Here is a 19967-nt window from a genome sequence, read left to right as displayed (position 1 = left end):
CGAGGCGGGGCTGTCATGTGGGATGCTGCAGATTCGGGTAACGCGTGAGCAAATCTTCTCCCTGCTCCCAGTCATACCGCGTGATATCGACGAGATGGCCTTCCTCTTCGCGATCGATCCACAATTCCCATTGTCCGTCTTGATGGGGATCGTACCAATAAAACAGGGGATGCAAGGCCACATCCGGTTCGTCCGAGGCCGGATCATCGTAGGAAATGCTCAGAATGTGGCGAGCCGTACGATAGTCTACCTGGCCGTTCGCTCGCAGTGAATAGTCGCGAAACAAGAAGCCCGCGACAGAGTCATAGGATTGTGCGATCAGGCGTTCATCTCCCGGTTCATGTGGGATCGGCGCATCAGCGTGAGAAGCAGTCGGCCAAACCATGGATAACGCCAGCAGGGCCGAGAGGCAGTAGGTTCGTCGTCTCTTCATGGTGTCCTCCCTTCTCGCCTGAGGGTGTGTGTCACACTCATCTTTGCGCGCCCGCGCTTCTGAGGATCCTGGAGATGTGCCTAGTTCAGAAGGTTCGTAACCCTAAGGCGAAGAACGAGAGACTGGTACGGCGAGTAGTCCCATGTGTTTGATGTCGAGCGGGATTTCAGACGCACAGGGGCCATGCGCGGATCGCGACGCAAGGTGGATGGGCATGCGCACAGTCAGCGGGTGTAGGCCTGTGAGCACAAGAAGGAGGCGTTGCTAGAGGCAAGGATGATAGGCGAATAGGATGCGGGGTCTCTGCCGACACCACACATGCAGGCCCAAGCCGCCGAATCCTCGGGAAAGGGGTTTCCTCACAACATCACGATGTCCGCCGTTGTCGCTGTGATTGGCATGCCTTTGGTTGTTGCAGGCCCGAGGGAATTCTGGTGGTCTCGTCCAGGCAGGCCTGGTCGAGCTGCGTCTGGACTAGTCCGAGCGCGCCGCTGAGATTGGCCCCGCGCAGATCCGTCTGCTGCAAGTCGGCGTTGTCTAGTTGGGCCCCCGTCAAGTCGGCGCCACTGAGGTTGGCTCCGCGAAGGGTGGCTTCCCGCAGGTTGGTCTGAACCAGGACCGTGTGACTCAGATCGGCCTGGCTCAAGTCGGCTGCGACAAGGTTGGCTAGTTCCAGGTTGGCTTCACTGAGCCGAGCCTGTTGCAGATGGGCTTTTGGGGCATAGATTTCCGTGAGGTCGGCTTTCCGGAGATCGGCATGCGACAGCCGCGTGTCGATCAGCACCGCATGGTGAAGCCCGGCTCCATGCAGGTTGGCGGAGTCTAAGTTGGCCTTGTACAGGACCGTCATCGTCAGCGTGGCGGAGTCGAGCCGGGCTTTGAAGAGTCGCGCGCCTTCCAAATTCGCATTTTCGAGATTCGCCCGTTGCAGATTGGCGCCGTCGAGCCGGGCATACCGAAAGTCTGCACCACGGAGGCTGGCTTCGTGCAGGTCCGCCTTCACCAGGGAGGCATCGTCCAAATAGGCGCTGTCCAGATCGGCTTCCGCCAGCGAGGCACCATCGAAGACGGCGCTGTCCAGCAGGGCTCCCTGGAGATTGGCGCGACGCAGTGTGGCCTGCCGGAGGTTGGTGCGGCGCAGATCCGTGCCGGCCAGGTCGGCGTCCGTCAGATTGGCTTTCGACAGGTTTGCTCCGTAGAAGTAGCCATCCAGCAGCGTGGCGCCGCTCAGATCGGCCCGTTGCAAATCGGCATCTTCAAAATGCGACCGTTCCAAGAGCGCTTCCTTGAGCAACGCTCCTTGGAGGTTCGCGCCGTACAACGCGGCTTCGTCGGCGGCCACTCGGTTGAGGTGGGCTTTGACCAGTATGCCCTTGCGCAAGTCTGCCCCCTCAAGGTTGGCATCGTCGAGCATTGCCTGGGACAGGTCCGCGCCCTTCAGGTGGGCTTGAACCAGACTCGCGGTGCGCAGATTCGTGCCTTTGAGTACCGCCCCTTCCAGATTGATGCGTTCGAGGTTGGCGCCCACCAGTCGAAGTTGCCGTAAGTCGGTGCGGCAAAGGTTGGCGCGGCGGCCGTCGGCGGACTCACGATCTTCAAGCCAGCGCGCATGTAATTGCAGGACCTTGTCCAACTGCTTGGCGGCCGGGCGCTGGTGCTTGAAGGGGCTCTCACAGGAGAGCGCCGACGTGGTGTTGGGCGCGGGCTTCGCCGCGGCCCCTGCATCAACCGTGATGGAGCATAACGCGATGATCCCCCAACCTGCGATGAGGGTGACGGACAGGGAATGCTGGTTCATGCAAGCGCCTCCTTCAAGAACATCAGTGCCGTGTCGGGCTGCAGCGGCAGCCTTGTGTGGATCGGTTTACGTGTGCCGGTCGACCTGCTGGGCCAATGCCGTGAGGGCTTCGGTAATCCGGACTTCGTACGATGCGGTCTGATCCAACCGGCGTAGAGTATCCGGAAGTTCAGCCAAAGCCAATCCTGCGCGCTGGCGAATCGTGTCCATCGATGGATCCGGAGCCACTCGAGATCCAGCCCGCATGACCTGGTGCAGCAGAGGCCGACCTGGCTCCGTCGTGCCTTCGACGGTGATGGTGTCTCCGTCCAGTCGTCCGTCTTGCCCAAGTCGGCGATAGACCTGCTTTCTGCCGGGCCAGGTCGACTTGCCTTCAGAACGCTTGCGGCAGGCTCTCCCGGCATATTCCTGCAGTTTGTAGGCGCAGTCCAGGTAGGGCGCATCGGCCGAGGTCGTCATGGCGGTGCCCACCGCGAACCGGTCGATCGGTGCACCGCTCCGGACCAAGGCCTGAACACGGTCTTCATCGAGGTTGCCGCTAACCAGAATCTTGGTGTCGCCGAGACCGCCACGGTCAAGAATGTGCCGGACCTTGCGGGCATGGTCAGCCAAGTCTCCGCTATCGAGCCGCACTCCGTGGATCGCAATGCCCTGACTGTGAAGTCGGGATGCTAGGGCGACCACCTTTTCAGCCGCGGCTTCCGTATCGTAGGTGTCGATGAGGAGGACCACATGTTGCGGGTGTGCCTGGGCAATGTGCAGGAACGCGTCCGCTTCTTCCTGATGGGCCTGCACAAACGAATGGGCCATTGTGCCGAACGTGGGAATGCCGAACCTCGCTCCGGCCAAGACGTTGGACGTACCGGCGAATCCGGCGAGGTAGCTCGCGCGGGCGGCAAGCAGTCCCGCTTCCGCGCCATGGGCGCGGCGCAGGCCAAAATCGATCAGCGGCGTCCCCTCGGCGACCAGGACAGAGCGGCAGGCTTTGGAGGCGACCATGGTCTGGAAATTCAGCAGATTCATCACCCGCGTTTCAACGAGCTGCGCTTCCGGGAGAGGCGCGGTGATGCGGAGAATCGGCTCGTGGGGAAAAAAGACCGTGCCTTCCGGCATGGCATGCACATCGCCGGTGAACCGCATGGTGTGGAGGGCGGCGAGTGTCGACGGAGTGAAGGTGCCGGTCCGTTCGAGCCAATCGAGATCGTGTTCGGAGAAATGAAACGTATCCAGGTAGGTGAGGACCTGCTCCAGGCCTGCTGCCATGAAGAAATTTCGGTGGGAGGGCAGTTTGCGGACAAAAAATTCGAAGACGGCGTCGTCTGTCATGTTCTGGGCGAGGTAGGCTTGCGCCATCGTGAGTTCGTATAAGTCGGTGAGGAGTGACTCGGATGTGGCGTTCATGCGACCAGTTGCTCCCAACAGAGTGGGATTGCTCCGGCTGACACCATCGATTCTTCGGCGCGCGGTCCGTCGTCCGGGAGGACGTTCACGGCACGTATGGCGTCGATGAGCAAGTAGACCGCATAGTTGAGTCGACAGGCGTCCTTCACGGTGTGAAGGACGCAATAGTCCGTCGCCAGGCCTCCGACGAACAGTCTGGCAATGCCGGCGGCCTGGAGATGATCATGCAGCGACGTGCCTTGGAATCCGGAATAGGCTTCGCGTGCGGGGTCGGTACCTTTGGAGATGACGATGGACGCAGGCGGCAGGTGGAGTGATGAGGGAAATTCGGCACCGTGGGTCTGTGCGATGCAATGTGCCGGCCACGGTCCTCCCTGGGCATGGAAGGAACAGTGGTTGGCCGGATGCCAGTCGCGTGTTGCAAACACGGGTGCACTCGCTTCCACAAAGACGTCGAGATAGCGTCGCAGGGCGGTGATGACCTCCTGGCTGTTCGGTACTGCGAGTGTGCCCCCTGGCAAGAAATCGTTCTGCACGTCCACCACGAGCAGCGCATCGCCGGGTCGAAGGTAATTCATGGCGCCCTTTGCGAGGTCGGTGTTCCCGATCCGTTATTGTCCCTGTTGCACGAGCAGCCGGATATAGGCGAGTGCGTCTTGTCTTTCGGTCTCCGTCAACTGTCCCTGCCAGGAATGCATCGGGCTGAACACGATGCCGTGCTCGATGGTCCGGAGCAGCTCCTCGTCCGACTTGAGGAAGGATTTGAACCGGTGAAAATTGGCCGGCGGAACTCTCAATGCGGCGGCATCGGGGCCGTCGCCCCACCCGCCTGCGCCATGACAGGTGAGGCAGTGACGGTCATAGACGGCCTTCCCTCTGGTGACGTCCGGTGAAAAGTCTTGCGCAGGGGCTGGGCCGACGAGCGCGGCGAGGATGACACCGACGGAGCCGGCGAACAACAGTCCGCGAACCTGACTGGTGATGACGAGAGACATAGGGCTCCTGCTTCTCAGCTTTTCTTCGTCGTGTGGGCGATGAAGGATGAGAAGTGCTGCTGGAGTTTGGTGCTGCCGCAGGCCGGACATTGCACCTCGCCCTTCTCATGCTGCTTCAACGTCACTACGATGAGCGACTCTTTCCCGCAGTCCAGGCAGGTATAATCATACATGGGCATGGGACCCTCGTTCGAACGATGATCGGTCACCTGACTCATTCACCGATACGCCGGCGGCACCCCTGCTAATCGTTGACCTGGGCATGCTCCTCCGCCTCTCCCCAGCTGGCGACGATCTGTGCGAGCTCTTCTAATCGTGCGGCGGTGCGGCCGTAGATGCTCTCGGGCGGGTAGGTGCCATCCGGTCCCCGTTCTCCAGCCCGGACCCCAATGAGGAGTTCAAGCGCCTGCTCGATCGTATCGACGCCATAGACGGCGAACGTCCCCTCTTCCACTGCCGCGACCACTTCCCGATTCAGCGCCAGGTGTTTCGTGTTCCGTGCCGGAATGACGACGCCCTGCGTACCGGTCAACCCGCGCCGCTTGCACGATTCAAAGAAGCCTTCGATCTTTTCATTGACGCCGCCGATGGGCTGAATTTCTCCGAGTTGGTTCACCGAGCCGGTGACGGCTAGGGACTGGCGAACGGGGAGGGTTGCCAGACTTGAGAGCACCGCAGTCAATTCGGCGACGGCGGCGCTGTCGCCTTCGATCTCGGAGTAGGTCTGTTCGAACGTCAGGGTGGCGCTCAGCGCGAAGGGTTGCAGCCCGGCGAATGTTCCCGCCAGAAATCCGGCCAGCGTCAGGACGCCTTTACTATGAATATGTCCGGCCAGTTCGACCTCGCGCTGGATGTCGATGACCCCTTTCGTGCCCACATACGTGCGGGCGGTGATCCTGGTGGGCCGGCCGAATGAATAGTCGCCCAGCTGGTAGACGGACAACCCGTTGACCTGGCCGACGACCTCGCCCTGGAGATCCACCATCAGGGTGCCTTCCTTGATCTCATCCTGAATCCACTGCTCGGGCAGATCGGCTCGGCGGCGCTGGTGCGCCAGAGCCGACTCCACATCCGCCCGCGTCACGAAGGAGTGGCTGTCTTTCCTGGCCCAATAGCCCGCTTCGCGTATCAGGTCGCTCACGAGGCTGAACCTGAGGGACAGGCGGTCATGCCGGTCGGCAAACCGGAAACTTTGACGAATGACTTCCGCCACGGCGTCGGCGCCGAAGGGGGGCAACGCTTCCTCGCGGCAGAGTTTCGCCACGAACCGTGCATACTGCCGCTCCTGCCGTTCGTCATGTGGGACTTCGACGTCGAAGTCGGCCTTCACTTTGAACAGCTTGGGAAAGTCTTCCTCGTAGGTCTGGAGCAGATGGTAGATGCCCGCTGTGCCGACCAGGATGACCTTGACCGAGACCGGAATCGGTTCAGGTCGCAGGCCAGCGGTGGCGAAGCCGTAGAATTCCGCCGGGTCCTCGATGGTGACGGCTCCGGTTTTGATGACACGTTTGAGCGCCTCCCAGGAGAATGGCTGGGGAAGGAGATCCAGGGCCTGCAGGATCAAGTAGCCGCCGTTGGCCTGCAACATGGCGCCGGCGCGAATCTCGGTGAAGTCGGTATACATCACGCCTAGGTGCGCGCGTCGTTCGATTTTGCCGATGAGGTTACTGTAGGTCGGATGCGATTCGTCCACCACCGGCGCGCCGGCGGCGGCATCACGGGCCACGATCAGGTTGACCGCGAATCGTGTCATGTCCGGGCGTCGTGTTTGCTCCAGGCCTGGAATCGGCAGCATCGGAGTGCTGTGCGGCAGGAAATCTTTGTATTGATGAATGATGTCGTGATGGACGCGTTGGAGATACGTCGTGACCGGCTGCAATCGTTCGTAGGTGTGCTGAAGCGTCTCGTAGGCGCTTTTCATGACGTTCGCGACGACTTGATGGTCGAGATGATGGAGGGCCTGTTCGGCCTCCCGTTCGAGTGTATGGATGCGGACGTGGAATTCCCGCATCTCGCTCTCCAGCGATTGCCGCCGCTCGGTCAGCTCCTGCTGTGCCGACTCGGAGAGTTCCTCCAGTTCCTTCTCGTTCATCGGGCGGTCGTCTTTGAGCGGGACGAGCCCGAACCCCACCGGTGTTTCTTCAAATCCGAACCCCCGCTGGCGGCAGAGTGTCGTGAGTTCGTGAAAGAGCGACTTTTTTCTTCCTTCCGTGTCCTCGATGATCTTCGCCTTCGCATCGAGGTATTTTTTCCCTTCAAAGGCGGCGGGGATGTCGCGGCGAAGTCCTTCGATGAAGGCTCCCATCTCGCGTTTGAACGAGGCCCCCTGTCCCGCCGGAAACGACAGACAGGTGGGCCTGGACGCATCCTGAAAATTGTGGACGTAACACCAATCGGCCGGCGAGGGCGCCGTCTGGGCGAGGCGTTTCACCATCTGCCGCACCAGCGTCCCTTTGCCGGTTCCCACCGGTCCGGAGACGAAGATGTTGAATCCGGAACTGTTCATCTGCAGTCCGAACTCGAGTGCCTCGACCGCCCGCTCCTGCCCGATGGTTTCCTCCAGCGGTTCGATTTCGCTGGTATCCTCGAACCCCAGGCGACCGGGATCGACATTCGGCGCCAGTAAACTCGCAGGAAGTTTGTGCTTGTCCGACATCGTTCCCGTTCCTACGGCTTCAACACGTGCGGAGCCTGCACGATCGTGGCGTGCAAACCCTTCTCCCCTGGTTCGCTTTCGAAGAGCACTTCCTGTCCGTCTTGAACGTGGTCGAAGGAGATGCCTTTCAGCGCATTCTTGTGGAAATACACTTCACCGCCTCCGTCTGTGAGGATGAACCCATAGCCCTGGTTCTGGAACACTTTGCTCACCACGCCGCGGAGCTGCGGCAGCGGTTCCACCCGTGCGACTTTGTCGGCCCGTTTTTCACGATACTTCCGTAGCTCGATGGACACGGCATCGAACGCGGACCGGATCGCTTCCTCGAAGGTCTTGTCCTCCTTGCGCGAAGTGATGGTCTGCCGGGTCGGCACCGTCACCAGCACGAGCGCCTCGGCAACGTTGTCCAACTTCTTGTGATGGCGATTTTTCGTCAGCGTGACGCGCCCGTGGATGATATCGTCATGGCCACGTTGCAGGGCGGCCATCCGCTCCTCGATCTCAGTTTTCCACCGCGGGGTCATGGCGATGTTGCGGCTCTCAACTTCCAGGTTCATGCGTCCCTCCTCTCGTCTCAGGTCAGGATAGGGTCCACGCCCTGTCTCAGCAAAGCACATGCCTTCTCGGGGGCAAGCAATCGGAACCAGCGCGCCTGTGAATTGGCTGAAAGTGGGGCATTTGCCGACGAGCCGAAAATCGGCCGGTCACGACCTGGTTGGGGACTGGTGCAAAATTCCTCACTGGATGCGGTCCGGCTGAAGCTCAATGCGCCAGTACTCGCGGAAATAACGCTGAGTCAGCACGCATTTTGTGGAACATGTTTTGCGAGGGGGATGAGGTATGCCGGTGTTGAACAAGTCTGCCCTCGAAACCTATCTCAAGGCCCGGTTTGGCCCGACGACACAGCTGTGCCGGTATGGCCCGATCGGAAAGGAAACCAGTGGGTCGCGCTACAAGCAATACGGGTATGGGGCTCCGGTGCGGTTGACCTTCGAGGTCAATGGGAAGACGCGCCAGGTGGTGTTAGGGACGATGAGTCCCGGCCCGTTCGGCCATGAGCATCCGGCCGATCGGGCACAGGCCATGTTGTGGGACTATGACAGCTATGGCCGCTTGCCTGGACACATTGTCGCGCTGGACGTGGGGGCGTTCACCGAAGACGGCGAGTTGATCTCGGTCGCCGCGGCGAAAGAATTCTTCCTGCTGACTCAGTGGTCGGAAGGGGACACGTATCACAAGGATCTTGAGCGGCTGGCGGGAGCGAAGAAACCCACCGCCCTCGACCGGAAGCGGACGGACGCCCTCGCCGGGTATTTGGTGAAGATCCATCGGAAGAAACACCGCGATCCGCAGTTGTATCGACGGCGGCTGCGGGAGTTGCTGGGGCACGGCGAATGTATCATGGGGCTCACGGATAGTTACCCTGACCGGTTTGCGTTTATCACGGAAGAGCTGCTGCAGCGGATTGAAGTGGCCTGCAACGCCTGGCGCTGGCGTTTGCGGAGCCGACATGCCCGCCTGGCGCAGGTGCACGGCGATTTTCATCCCTGGAACGTGTTGTTTCGCCGCGGCGTGGATTTTTCCGTGCTGGACCGTTCGCGCGGGGAATGGGGCGAGCCGGCCGACGATGTCACCTCGATGTCGATCAACTATCTGTTTTTCTCGGTGTGTCGGCACGGGACGCTCACCGGAGCGCTGGAAATAGTCTTTCGTGCGTTCTGGGATCGCTACCTTGCGGAAAGTCGCGACCAGGGCGTACTCGAGACGACGGCGCCGTTCTTTGCCTTCCGCGGCTTAGTGTTGGCCAGTCCGCTCTGGTATCCGAAGTTGTCAGTAGGCGTGAGGCGAACCATTTTCCGATTCATCGAGAATGTCCTGGCCGAACCACGGTTTGATCCGGCGGAGGTGCACCGGTATTGCCGCTAGGTGGAACGGTCCGCCCTGCCGTGGGGGAAGGTCGATGAGCCGGCGAATGGGTTGCGACGTATTCCTGTTGAACGAGCGAATTCCTTGCCTGTGTCCATGAAGAGCACACCATTTGCCATTTGGCTCACCGGACTCCCGGCTTCGGGGAAAAGCTCGATCGTTGAGCGGTTGCTGCCCAAACTCTCTGCGCTGGGATTGACCGTGGAGGTGCTGGAGTCCGATGCGGTCCGGCGTGTCTTGACGCCTGACGCCAGTTACTCGCGGGAGGAACGGGATCTCTTCTACCGCGCCTTGGGGTTCATGGGAGCCAGATTGCTGGCGCACGGGGTGAACGTGATCTTCGATGCGACTGCGAGCCGCCGAGCCTATCGAGAATTTGCACGGGCCTTGATTCCTGAGTTGCTGGAGGTGTCGATCGAGTGTCCCCTGCAGGTCTGCATGGAGCGTGACAAGAAAGGCACGTATCGGCGAGGTCTGGAAGGGACGTCTTCCACCGTGCCCGGGTTGCAGGACGCGTACGAGGCGCCTGTCTCGCCGGCGTTGGCCATCGACACCACCGTCACCTCGTCCGACGTCGCCGCGGATCAGATCGTGGCATTGATCCGTGCCGGTCGGCTGCGGTGAACGATAGGTGGCTGAACCTGCCTCTTGCCCGGTCCGGCGGCCTTCGATAGGATGATACCGTTCCCGCGATGGCCGGGTTGAACGTACGTATGCCTGCCTCACTCGCACACATCCATTCCGACACGCCGATGGGCGCGAACCTGGTCGCCGGCGGGGCGACCTTCCGCGTGTGGGCTCCGAAGGCCAAGGCGGTCTATGTCGTCGGCGATTTCAACCACCGGGTGCGGAATGATGCGGCGCTGCTCACCCGGGATCAGCAGGGGCACTGGCGGGGCTTTCTCCCCGGCGTGAAGGACCGGCACCGGTACATGTTCTATGTCGTCGGTGAGGGGAGCGAGGGGCTCAAGCGCGATCCCTACGCCCGTGAGCTGGAAGCACCCTTTCCTGCAGAATGCATGGTTCGTCGTACGGACTTCCCGTGGCACGACTGCGGGTACGGTACGCCGCCGTTTCACGAGGTCGTTCTCTATCAGCTCCATGTCGGCACCTTCTTCACGCCGAACTTGCCTCGGAAGGGCGGCACGTTTCTCGACGTGGCGCGCAAGCTGCCGTACCTTGCTGACCTCGGCGTGACCGCCTTACAGCTCATGCCCATTCAGGAATTTCAGACCCGATTCAGTCTGGGCTACAACGGGACCGACTATTTCTCGCCTGAAATGGACTTTGCCGTCGCTGATGCGGATCTTCCTCCCTATGTCGAGGAGGTGAATCGTCTCCTGGATGCCAAGCGCCTGCCTCGTTATCGTGCGCAGGATCTGCGCGGGGAAATGAATCAGTTGAAGGCGCTGGTCGATCTGGGGCATTGCCATGGCCTGGCCGTCTTGTTCGATGTGGTCTACAACCATGCGGGCGGTGATTTCGGTGACCAGAGCCTCTACTTTTTCGACCGACAGCCCGGATCCGGGGGGCAGCGGAATTCCTTGTACTTCACGGATCGAGGCCATGCCGGTGGTCTGGTCTTCGATTTCGCCAAGCCGGAGGTGCGGGACTTTCTCATTCAGAATGCCAAGTGTTTCCTCAGTGAATATCGCGTCGACGGATTCCGGTACGACCAAGTTAGCGTGATCGATCACGACGGCGCGCCGGACGGCTGGCGGTTTTGCCAAGACTTGACGTCCACGCTCCATGCACAGCGACCGGAGACCGTACATCTTGCCGAGTATTGGGGCGTGAATCCGCTCGTGGTGGCTCCGCCGCTCATCGGCGCCGGGTTTGATACGACATTGACGGACGGGCTGCGGATCGCCATTCGTGATGTCATTGGGAATGCCAGTGCGCCGGATGAACGACCGCTCGACATGACGGGGTTGGCGCGCAGCTTATGGCCGGAAGGTTTCCAGCAACAGTGGCGGTTCGTGCAGGGCCCGGAGAACCACGACATTGTGTACAACGGGCGGGAAGCTCGCATCGCCCGGCTCGGCGATCCCGACCATCCGCGATCCTGGTTCGCACGGAGCCGGGCGCGAGTCGCGACCGGGTTGAGCCTGACCGCGCCGGGCATTCCGATGTTGTTCATGGGGCAGGAGTTCTTGGAGGACAAACAGTGGTCCGACGATTTCGTGGCTCACGGAAATCTGCTGCTCTATTGGGCCGGCTTGGACCAGGGCGACAAGCAGATGCTCGACCATCTGCGCTTCATCAGAGAATTGCTGGCGGTCCGGCGACGGTGTCCTGGTCTGCGAGGAGAAGGGTTTCGTGTGGTGCATGTGCACGATCAGAACCGTGTCCTGGCCTTTCACCGCTGGGTTGAAGGTGAAGGCCTCGATGTACTGGTGGTCCTGCACCTGGCCAACGCCACCCGTGTCAGCTACCGGATCGGCTTCCCCGGCGGCGGCGATTGGCGTGAAATATTCAACAGTGATGCCTATGAGAATTGGCTCAATGCCGGCACTGCGGGCAATAGCGGGCAAGTCACCGCGCTGCCTCACCCGTTGCACGGCTTCGACTATTCCGCCAACCTCGTGCTTCCCGCGAACAGTATGCTGATCTTCTCGCGATAAGTGCTCCCAGCAACTCCCGGCGACGGGTTTGTCGTTCGTGCCGGTCATCCCCCGGTTCGTGCTGTTTCATACGCGTCATCCCGCTAAGACTTTTTCGTAGCAACGGCAGCCTCACACTGCGGCGGAGACTCCCGCTGGAAAATGGCACCAACGGCGACAGACGGCCAACCGCGCCGGTCGTAGAGTGAGGCTGCGTGCTGCACGGCTGTTGCGACGGTCGCGCAGGAGCAGCGAAAGGAGGTCATGATGAGCAAAGGTATCCTGGCGGCGCTGATGGGGTGGTGGTGTCTGGGAGCAGTGGGGCCGGTTCCAGCGCAGCAGACCGCCGTCGTGTTTCCGATGAATTCCATTGAGCATGTGGATGTGCGGAATCAGTTGCTCACGTTTAAAAGTCAGGATGGTCAATTGCGTATTTTGCGGGTGGCCGAATGGGTGGGGATTACGCGCACATCGTTTGCGAAGGGAGATCTTGTGCGCATCGAGGTCGATCTCGATGATCGCATCACGACGATCGTGAAAGTGCCTCAGCCTCCCTCTGACAGGAGGGCGGCACGATTCCGGTGAGGAGATGCGGGATGGTGCGGTGAGGACCGTGGAGGGCAGGTGTGATGTCGGGGGTACGATGTCAGGTCGTCCACCAGGACGCCACCGGGGGATGGGGCCTTGGGCGCAAGGGGCGTGGATGGACCCACCGGCCCAGAGCACGAAGCCCAGCCTGGTGGCAATAGCCTGCGGCGATGTCCGCCTCCTCTCTCCCTTGGTTCACCATGAAAAACGTGCCGTCATGAACCAGATTCCGCGCGATGCGATGAAAGAGTTCTTCTGGCGAGAAGAGCGTGAGGGGGAGCCTCCAGGCCAGGACCGGCGCGGGCGTCACGAATGGAAACCATGCGGTGATCACGTCGACCTGTTCTTCCAGTGTGCTGTAGTCGGCCACCACGAAGGACGTGTGCGGAAGATCTGTGACATATCCGGCGGCGGCGTCGTAACGACTGTAGCCGGTGGGATAGAGCCGGAACCCCTCCACATCCACCCCCGTCAATATGCTCGGACGAAAAAACCGATGGAGCGTGTGTGCATACCAGAAGTTGGCGCAGCCTACATCCGTGGCGCGGCCACCTGCCGGGATCAGGCGATCCGTCGCGTGCCAGGCCTGATCGAGTAGATCGAGGTAGGCGTAGTTCGCCAGCGCGGTATGGCGACCGTACCAGGCTTCAAAGGTTGCGCCATACTGCGCCCGCAAGGCCTCGATCCGCGTAGCTTGCCACGGAGCGAGACCGGAAAGATGGCCGACCGGCGTCTCACGATAGGGCCGTCTCGACCAGCGCATTCGTTCGCTCAAGTGATACCAGATCGCGTGATAACGCGATCGCCAGCGCTGCCCGAGGGTATAGGGACGAATCGTGGGTGGACGGTTGGGGAGGGATCGGTGCAACTCATCGGTAGCGTCGGGTGGCGGAATCGGGGTTGTACCCATGATAAGGGGAGTCTCCCTCACCTGCCGGGCCCTGCCAATGAAAAATGAAAAGACGTGCGGAGTGGCTACGACTGTGCCGATGGCACCGCGAGGTCCTTCACCATCTTCCGATGCGGAATGCCCGCGTCCATGAACGGTTCGCCGACGACGTGGAACCCGGCTCGTTCATAGAATCCACGCGCATGGATCTGTGCCGACAAGGTCACGCGCGGAAGCCCTTGCGTAGCCGCCAGATCCAACAGTGCTTGGAGCAGGGCCTTGCCGACACCGCGCCCGCGCCATTGCTTGAGCACCGCCATGCGGCCGATGGTGCCGTTCGGTTGCATGCGTGCCGTGCCGATGGCCTTTCCATGGTCGTTCCATGCCAGCACATGGCTGCAGGATGCATCGAGGCCATCCCACTCCAGTTCCACCGGCACTCCCTGCTCGTGGATAAACACCGTTTCGCGAATCGCCTTGCTCTCAGGCTCAGCGCGGTTCCACTCGACTACTTCCACTCGTCTTGGCTCAACCTGTTTCGCCATGATCCTCCGGTTGATCGACCTGCGAGAGTTGCGCTCACCGACCGTCTGTGCAGCGTGTCTCAAATGTAATTCTCTTTTGGCGGATCGGCAACCACATGGTAGCGTTCATCATGATGGTGTGCCTGTGAAACGACGCAGGCCTGTGCCGACTGGGTCCGGTTCACCGATGGGAGGTCATCCGTGAAAACGCAACGTCGAATCTATGGGGTCGTAGCAGGACGGAGAATCCGGTCTGGGCTGTGGCATTCCTGGTGTCAGGTCGCGGGCCGGTCCGAAGCCCCGCCGGTGGTTGGTTGGTCGTTTCTGCGGTCGGTGTGGTCGTTGCTGTGCAGAGTGACCTGGGGCCGGATCGGTCGTGAGCAGGAACGTCGCTCTGCTTGGGGGCACACAACCATCGGGTGCTCCGCGCCGCGATCCACGGCCATCTATGGTCGTATGAACTGACCGGCGGTAGTCCATCCGGTTGCCGGCCCTTCTGTCCGCTCGTCGTGCTATTCTCGAGGTAGTCGGCCGTTCTTCCGCTCTTCTCTCAACCCATATCCCTCCGGTCCCGGCGGCAACCTTCCCTTGACCTCACACAGGCCGACGAAGGACTCGCCGTCTCTCCGTTCAAAGAACCTATTGACCCAACGATCTGTTGCGGCGAAGATGCGACAGGCTGGCACATCGCTTGCTCAAATATTACGACGATGGATCGAACGGGAAGGGGCGACCTATGAAAGTGTTGATCGCAACCGATGGATCGAAGTATGGCAAGTGGGCGACGGAATGGGTGGCGCGGATGCCCTTCGCGGAGAAGCCCGAGGCGACCGTTCTGCATGTGACCGATGTGGAAGCGCTGCGCGCGCCGTTCATGTTTCAGCCGGTGGTGATCGGGAACGAACCGTTCATTCAGGAGGAAATCAAGCGGATCGAAGCGCGAGCGAAGACAACCGTGGCCGAGGCCAAAGCTCAGATGGCGTCGCTCAAGTTCAAAGGCAAGCTGGTCTCCGAGCGCGGGGCAGCCGGCCCCACCATTCTGGAGCGTGCGCCTCAGCGGGACGGTCTGGTCGCGATCGGGAGTCGTGGCTTGGATGCGCTCGATCGGTTGATGCTCGGAAGCGTTTCGACGCAGGTGACCCTCCACGCGCCCTGCTCGGTGTTGATCGTGAAGGAAGAGCCGCGCCCGTTGAGCCGGATGTTGTTTGCTGCGGACGGGTCCAAGGCATCAGAGAAGGCCTTGCGGTTTCTTCTGACCAAGCTGCAGCCAGAGGCCAGGGAAGGGCTTGAGCCGATTGATGTGGTGGTGATGCACGCCATGCCGTTCTTGAAATATCCTGAGGTCAAGGAAGCCGGTGCCCGTCTGGTCGAACAGTGTGCCAACAAACTGATCAAGGCGGGGTATGTCGTCGATGAAGTGGTGCAGCTTGGTAAGCCGGCTGAGGAGATTTTGAAAGTGGCCTCGAAGAAGAAAGTCGACTTGATCGTCACCGGCGCCAAAGGCATGGGGGCAGTTGCCCGGTTTTTGCTTGGTAGCGTCTCGACGAAGGTGGTTCAGCAGAGTCACTGCTCGGTGCTGGTGGTCCGCTGAGGCCGGATGGTCCCGCGCCGTATCCCTTGGGCAAAACATCCTGCTGTGGCATTTCACCCCGTTTCTGCTCCCGCTAGCGTAGCAAAACGCTGCGATAGGCTTGCCGTTCCTGCTGAATATTCGATTCCCCCGCGGCACGTTCCCTGCTGTTCATGAGAACGGCAGGGGTACGTACCGCAGATCATCGACACATGGGTTCTCGAATGATGGACTCAAATCGCGCTGGTTTCCGGCCGCACCGGCGAGGTGGTGTCGTCCGCCTGCTAGCCGGTCGGTGCCTGCTGCTCGCCGCTGTCTTGACGGCAGCGGCCGGATGCGACCGGGATCCCGCCTCACTTCCGCCTCCCGACAAGCCGACGGACAAGGCCGCCAATGGGATTGTTCATTTGACCGAAGCTGAAATTGCCAGGGCCGGCATTGAGGTTCTGCCGGTACAGAAGGCGCCGTTTACCCTGCATCGCGAATTTCCGGCCACCATTCATGCCAACGAAAACGAATTGGCGGAAGTCACGACGCTGATACGAGGGCGCGTGGTCGAGGTACTGGTCGACGTGGGGAGAGACGTCAAGAAGGGTGAACGCCTGGCCCTGCTCGACAGTGCGGACCTGGGCATGGCAGAAGGTGCCTATCTCAAGGCCGCCGCTCGACAGCATGAAGCGCAGTTGGCCCACGAACGGGCGGCCAATCTGCATGAACATCGAGCGATCAGCCTGGCCGAGTTGCAGCGTCGGGAGGCGGAGATGAAAACCGCGCAGGCCGATGCTCGAGAGGCTTCACATCGGCTGAAGCTCCTGGGGGTGCCGGACCAGGACATTCAGCGGCTCGAACGGGAGCGAACGATCCGGTCTGACGTCGCGATCCGTGCGCCCTTCGCCGGACGCGTGATTCTGCGCAATATCACGCGTGGCGAAGTCGTGGAAACCTCCCGGAATTGCTTCACCATCGCCGATTTGTCCGATGTGTGGGTGGTGGCCAGCGTGCCGGAAAAAGACGTGCGCTTCATTCATCCGAACGAGACGGTGCATGTGGTGGTGGCAGCCTATCCCCACGGCGTGTACTCCGGGCGCATGACCTATATCAGCGATGTGTTAGATCAGGCGACCCGGACCATGCGGATTCGTGTGACCGTCCCCAACCCGGATCGGGCGTTGAAGCCGGAAATGTTCGCCATGGTACGTATCGATGCCGCGCCGCAACCGGATGCGTTGGCCGTGCCCCTGGCCGCCGTGCAACAAGATGGCGGAGGCAAGGTGTTGTTCGTGCGGCAGCCTGAGCACCGCTTTGAACTCCGGCGAGTGCGTCTGGGGGATGAGCAAGACGGGAACGTCATCGTTCTGGAAGGACTGCGTGAAGGAGAGGACGTGGTCGTCAAAGGCGCCTTTGCGATCAAGTCCGAACTCGACATCCATAAAATCGAGCCTACTCAATGATCGCGAGGCTGCTGGAATTCTCCCTGCGCCAACGGATTCTGATCCTTGGCTTGGCCTGCTTCTGCGCTGCCGCCGGTCTGTTCGCGTTCCAGTCGATTCCCATCGATGCCTATCCCGATGTGACCAACGTGCAGGTGCAGGTGTTGACCGAGGCGCCGGGCTTGTCGCCGGTCGAAGTGGAACGGTTCATCACCTATCCGATCGAGTTGCAAATGAACGGGTTGCCCGGTTTGACGGAAATCCGTTCGATCTCCAAGTTCGCACTGTCGCAGCTGACGGTCGTATTCGCGGACGATGTGGATGTGTATTTCGCCCGGCAGTTGGTGCTGGAACGAATCATGGCGGTTCGGGAGCGACTGCCTGCGGGCCTCGAGCCGGTGCTGGCGCCGGTGACGACCGGACTGGGAGAAGTTTATCAGTATTATCTCGACAGTCCCGAGGTGTCTTGGGACGACGCTGCCTTGGTGGAAACGAAGCTGACGAATCAACGGACCGTGCAGGATTGGGTGTTGCGACCTCTGCTGAAGAGTGTGCCAGGCGTGATCGACGTGAACGGGCTAGGCGGGTTTGTGAAGCAGTTTCAGGTGTTGGTCGAGCCTGACAAGCTGAGGAAGTACGGGCTGACCCTGCAGGACATCTTCGACGCGGTCAAAAAGAACAATGCCAATGCCGGGGGCAACGTATTGGAGCGGCATGCCGAACGGGCCATTGTTCGCGGATTGGGACTGATCAAAATTCTGCCCGATATCGAGCGCATCGTCGTCAAAGAAGCCGACGGCGTGCCCGTTTTTGTGCGCGATGTGGCCGAGGTCCGCATCGGCCATGCCGTGCGGCATGGTGCGGCCGTGTTGAACGGCGCACGCGAGGTCGTGGCCGGCACGGTCCTCATGTTGCGGGGCGGAAACGCACGCGAGGTCGTGGAGGCCGTAAAGCAGCGCGTCGAGACTATCCAGCGGGACGGACTCTTGCCGGACGGCCTCAGGGTCGTGCCCTTTTACGACCGCATCGAACTGGTCCGTGCGGCGATCCATACCGTGCGTGATGCCTTGATAGAAGGGGTTGTGTTGGTCACGCTGGTGTTCTTTCTCTTCCTCGGCCATGCCCGAAGTGCGGTCGTGGTGACGGTGTCGTTGTTCGTCACGCCGTTGATCACCTTCCTAGTGATGCAGCGAGCAGGGCTTTCCGCCAACCTCATGACATTGGGCGGCCTGGCGATCGGGATCGGTGAAATTGCCGACGGCTCGTTGGTCGTCGTCGAAAACATCTATCGCCACCTGTCGGAAAATCGGCTGCAACAGCGCTCCCGGTTGGAGGTCATCTTCCGGGCGACGAACGAAGTGGGGCGGCCGATTCTGTTCGGGATTCTGATCATCAGCGTCGTATTTCTTCCATTGATGACGTTGCACGGAATGGAAGGGAAGATGTTCGCGCCTTTGGCGTATACGCTAGTGATTTCGCTGCTGGCCTCGGTGATTGTGACGTTGACGCTGTCGCCGGTGCTGGCCTCGCTCGTTTTGCGTGGCGATCACCCGGAGGAGACTCGACTCACCCGGTGGATGAAGGAACGCTATCAGCCGGTGCTCCGCTGGACGCTGGCCCATCGCGCGCCGGTGTTGCTGGGCTCGACGGCCGTGGTGTCGGCCAGCCTGATGCTGCTGCCGTTGGTGGGGCGGGAATTTATTCCGATTCTGGAGGAGGGCGCGCTGACTCCGCAGATTGTGCGGTTGCCGAGCGTCTCGCTGGAGGAGTCGATCGCCATCGAAAAGCAAACACAGAAGGTGATGCTGGAATTTCCGGAAGTGCGTCTGTCGGTCAGCAAGATCGGGAGGCCCGACATTGCCGTGGGTCCCGAAGAGCCGAATGAGAGCGATCCGATCGTGACGCTGCGCCCCCGTGACACCTGGACCACCGCGCAGACGCAGGCTGGGTTGGTAGACGCAATCCGGCATCGCTTGGGGGAAATTCCCGGGATCTCGGTGCTCATGAGTCAACCGATTCAGGAGCGAGTCGATGAATTGATTTCCGGCATCAGGACCGAATGCGCGATCAAGCTGTTCGGTGACGATCTGGATCTGCTGTATCAACAGGCCGAACGCATTGCGGACCTGATGCGGACCATTGACGGGGTCAAGGACGTCAAGGTCGAGCAGGTTGCCGGCCAGCCCTACCTCACGATCGACATCGATCGCCAGAAGATCGCTCGTTATGGAATCAACGTCTCCGATGTGCAGGACATCATCACCACGGCGGTGGGCGGCAAGCCTGCGACGCATGTCTATGAAGGGGAGCGCCGCTTTCAGCTGATTCTCCGGTTTCCGGAAGCCTACCGCAACAGTATCGGTGCCATCGGAGATATCCGGGTGCGGTCGGCCTCAGGCGCGCCGATTCCGTTGAGTGAACTGGCGGCGATTGATATGCGGGAAGGGCCGGCGCGGATCAGCCGTGAGCAGGCGAAGCGGCGAATCTATATCGGGTTCAACGTTGTGGGGCGTGACATCGGGAGTGTGGTCGATGAAGGGCGGAAGAAATTAGCCGAAGGCATTCGATTGCCCCAAGGGTATACCGTCACCTGGGGCGGCGCGTTCGAAAATATGGAGCGTGCCAACGCCCGATTGATGCTGGTCGTGCCCATCACGCTGGGGTTGGTGTTCTTTCTGCTCTTCTGGGCGTTTCATTCCCTGCGGTATGCCACCTTGATCATTCTCAACCTGCCCTTTGCGTTGATCGGCGGCGTCGTCTCTCTGTGGTTGAGCGGGCAGTACCTCAGCGTTCCCGCGTCGATCGGGTTCATCGAACTGTTCGGCCTCGCCGTCGGCAACGGCATTGTCCTCGTGTCGTACATCAATCAACTGCGGAACGAAGGGCAACCGACGGAGTCGGCGATTATGACTGGCTGCGTGTTGCGGCTTCGGCCGGTGGTGATGACGATGATGACCACGCTGCTGGGGCTGTTGCCGCTCGTGTTGGCGCGGGGCATCGGCGCGGAAGTGCAACGGCCGTTGGCCACGGTGGTCGTCGGGGGGTTGTTTACGTCGACGGCCCTCACGCTCCTGGTGCTGCCGGCTCTGTATCGAACGTGTGCTGAACGGGAGATTGTGAAGGAGCATGCCCCGGAGTGGGTGTGACGACGGAT

17 protein-coding genes are annotated in these 19967 nt (G+C 60.9%); 7 read left to right on the top strand and 10 right to left on the bottom strand.

Annotated features, from left to right (window positions below):
* Positions 1-13: 13 nt before the first annotated feature.
* From JNL86_06825 to JNL86_06790, 8 genes are all read right to left on the bottom strand, one after another.
* Positions 14-433 carry a hypothetical protein gene (locus tag JNL86_06825; protein MBL8042616.1) on the bottom strand — a complete coding sequence of 140 codons (420 nt, stop codon included), beginning with the start codon at positions 431-433 and terminating at the stop codon, positions 14-16.
* A 367-nt stretch (positions 434-800) separates the two neighbouring features.
* Entirely contained in the window at positions 801-2231 is a 1431-nt protein-coding gene (locus tag JNL86_06820; GenBank protein ID MBL8042615.1) for a pentapeptide repeat-containing protein, read from the bottom strand.
* A 66-nt stretch (positions 2232-2297) separates the two neighbouring features.
* Positions 2298-3632, bottom strand: a complete 1335-nt coding sequence (locus tag JNL86_06815; protein MBL8042614.1) for a nicotinate phosphoribosyltransferase — start codon at positions 3630-3632, stop codon at positions 2298-2300.
* Entirely contained in the window at positions 3629-4210 is a 582-nt protein-coding gene (locus JNL86_06810; GenBank protein ID MBL8042613.1) for an isochorismatase family protein, read from the bottom strand. The genes JNL86_06815 and JNL86_06810 overlap by 4 nt, the downstream gene beginning before the upstream one ends.
* A 33-nt stretch (positions 4211-4243) precedes the next feature.
* Complete coding sequence (locus JNL86_06805; GenBank protein MBL8042612.1) at positions 4244-4627, bottom strand: cytochrome c; 384 nt, start codon at positions 4625-4627, stop codon at positions 4244-4246.
* A gap of 14 nt (positions 4628-4641) precedes the next feature.
* Positions 4642-4806, bottom strand: a complete 165-nt coding sequence (locus tag JNL86_06800; GenBank protein MBL8042611.1) for a hypothetical protein — start codon at positions 4804-4806, stop codon at positions 4642-4644.
* Positions 4807-4871: 65 nt separating this feature from the next.
* Positions 4872-7283 carry an AAA family ATPase gene (locus JNL86_06795; GenBank protein ID MBL8042610.1) on the bottom strand — a complete coding sequence of 804 codons (2412 nt, stop codon included), beginning with the start codon at positions 7281-7283 and terminating at the stop codon, positions 4872-4874.
* Positions 7284-7294: 11 nt separating this feature from the next.
* On the bottom strand, positions 7295-7840 hold the full coding sequence (locus JNL86_06790) for an HPF/RaiA family ribosome-associated protein (protein ID MBL8042609.1): 546 nt from the start codon (positions 7838-7840) through the stop codon (positions 7295-7297).
* 283 nt (positions 7841-8123) lie between these two features.
* On the opposite strand from JNL86_06790, the gene JNL86_06785 reads away from it, so the two are divergent.
* From JNL86_06785 to JNL86_06770, 4 genes are all read left to right on the top strand, one after another.
* Positions 8124-9209: a phosphotransferase gene (locus JNL86_06785; protein ID MBL8042608.1), complete on the top strand. Its 1086-nt coding sequence runs from the start codon at positions 8124-8126 to the stop codon at positions 9207-9209.
* A gap of 84 nt (positions 9210-9293) precedes the next feature.
* Positions 9294-9833 (top strand): adenylyl-sulfate kinase, encoded by a 540-nt coding sequence (locus JNL86_06780; GenBank protein ID MBL8042607.1) that lies wholly within the window; start codon positions 9294-9296, stop codon positions 9831-9833.
* Between the two features lie 89 nt (positions 9834-9922).
* A complete protein-coding gene (locus tag JNL86_06775; protein MBL8042606.1) occupies positions 9923-11833 on the top strand; it encodes an alpha amylase C-terminal domain-containing protein in 1911 nt (636 codons plus the stop codon).
* Positions 11834-12076: 243 nt separating this feature from the next.
* Positions 12077-12397, top strand: a complete 321-nt coding sequence (locus JNL86_06770; protein ID MBL8042605.1) for a hypothetical protein — start codon at positions 12077-12079, stop codon at positions 12395-12397.
* Positions 12398-12458: 61 nt separating this feature from the next.
* Here the strand turns inward: JNL86_06770 and JNL86_06765 are convergent, their stop codons facing one another.
* On the bottom strand, positions 12459-13310 hold the full coding sequence (locus JNL86_06765; GenBank protein ID MBL8042604.1) for a hypothetical protein: 852 nt from the start codon (positions 13308-13310) through the stop codon (positions 12459-12461).
* A gap of 65 nt (positions 13311-13375) precedes the next feature.
* Positions 13376-13834, bottom strand: a complete 459-nt coding sequence (locus tag JNL86_06760; GenBank protein MBL8042603.1) for a GNAT family N-acetyltransferase — start codon at positions 13832-13834, stop codon at positions 13376-13378.
* Between the two features lie 715 nt (positions 13835-14549).
* Between JNL86_06760 and JNL86_06755 the strand changes: the two genes are divergently transcribed.
* The 3 genes from JNL86_06755 (at position 14550) to JNL86_06745 (ending at position 19959) form a co-directional block, all read left to right on the top strand.
* Entirely contained in the window at positions 14550-15404 is an 855-nt protein-coding gene (locus tag JNL86_06755) for a universal stress protein (protein MBL8042602.1), read from the top strand.
* Between the two features lie 203 nt (positions 15405-15607).
* On the top strand, positions 15608-16834 hold the full coding sequence (locus tag JNL86_06750) for an efflux RND transporter periplasmic adaptor subunit (GenBank protein MBL8042601.1): 1227 nt from the start codon (positions 15608-15610) through the stop codon (positions 16832-16834).
* Positions 16831-19959 carry an efflux RND transporter permease subunit gene (locus JNL86_06745; protein ID MBL8042600.1) on the top strand — a complete coding sequence of 1043 codons (3129 nt, stop codon included), beginning with the start codon at positions 16831-16833 and terminating at the stop codon, positions 19957-19959. Before JNL86_06750 ends, JNL86_06745 begins: the two co-directional genes overlap by 4 nt.
* Positions 19960-19967 lie beyond the last annotated feature (8 nt).

Source organism: Nitrospira sp. (genome assembly GCA_016788885.1).
Taxonomy (GTDB): Bacteria; Nitrospirota; Nitrospiria; order Nitrospirales; family Nitrospiraceae; genus Nitrospira_A.
The sequence above is the reverse complement of the archived record's forward strand: the minus strand, read 5'-3'. Positions and strand labels throughout refer to the sequence as shown.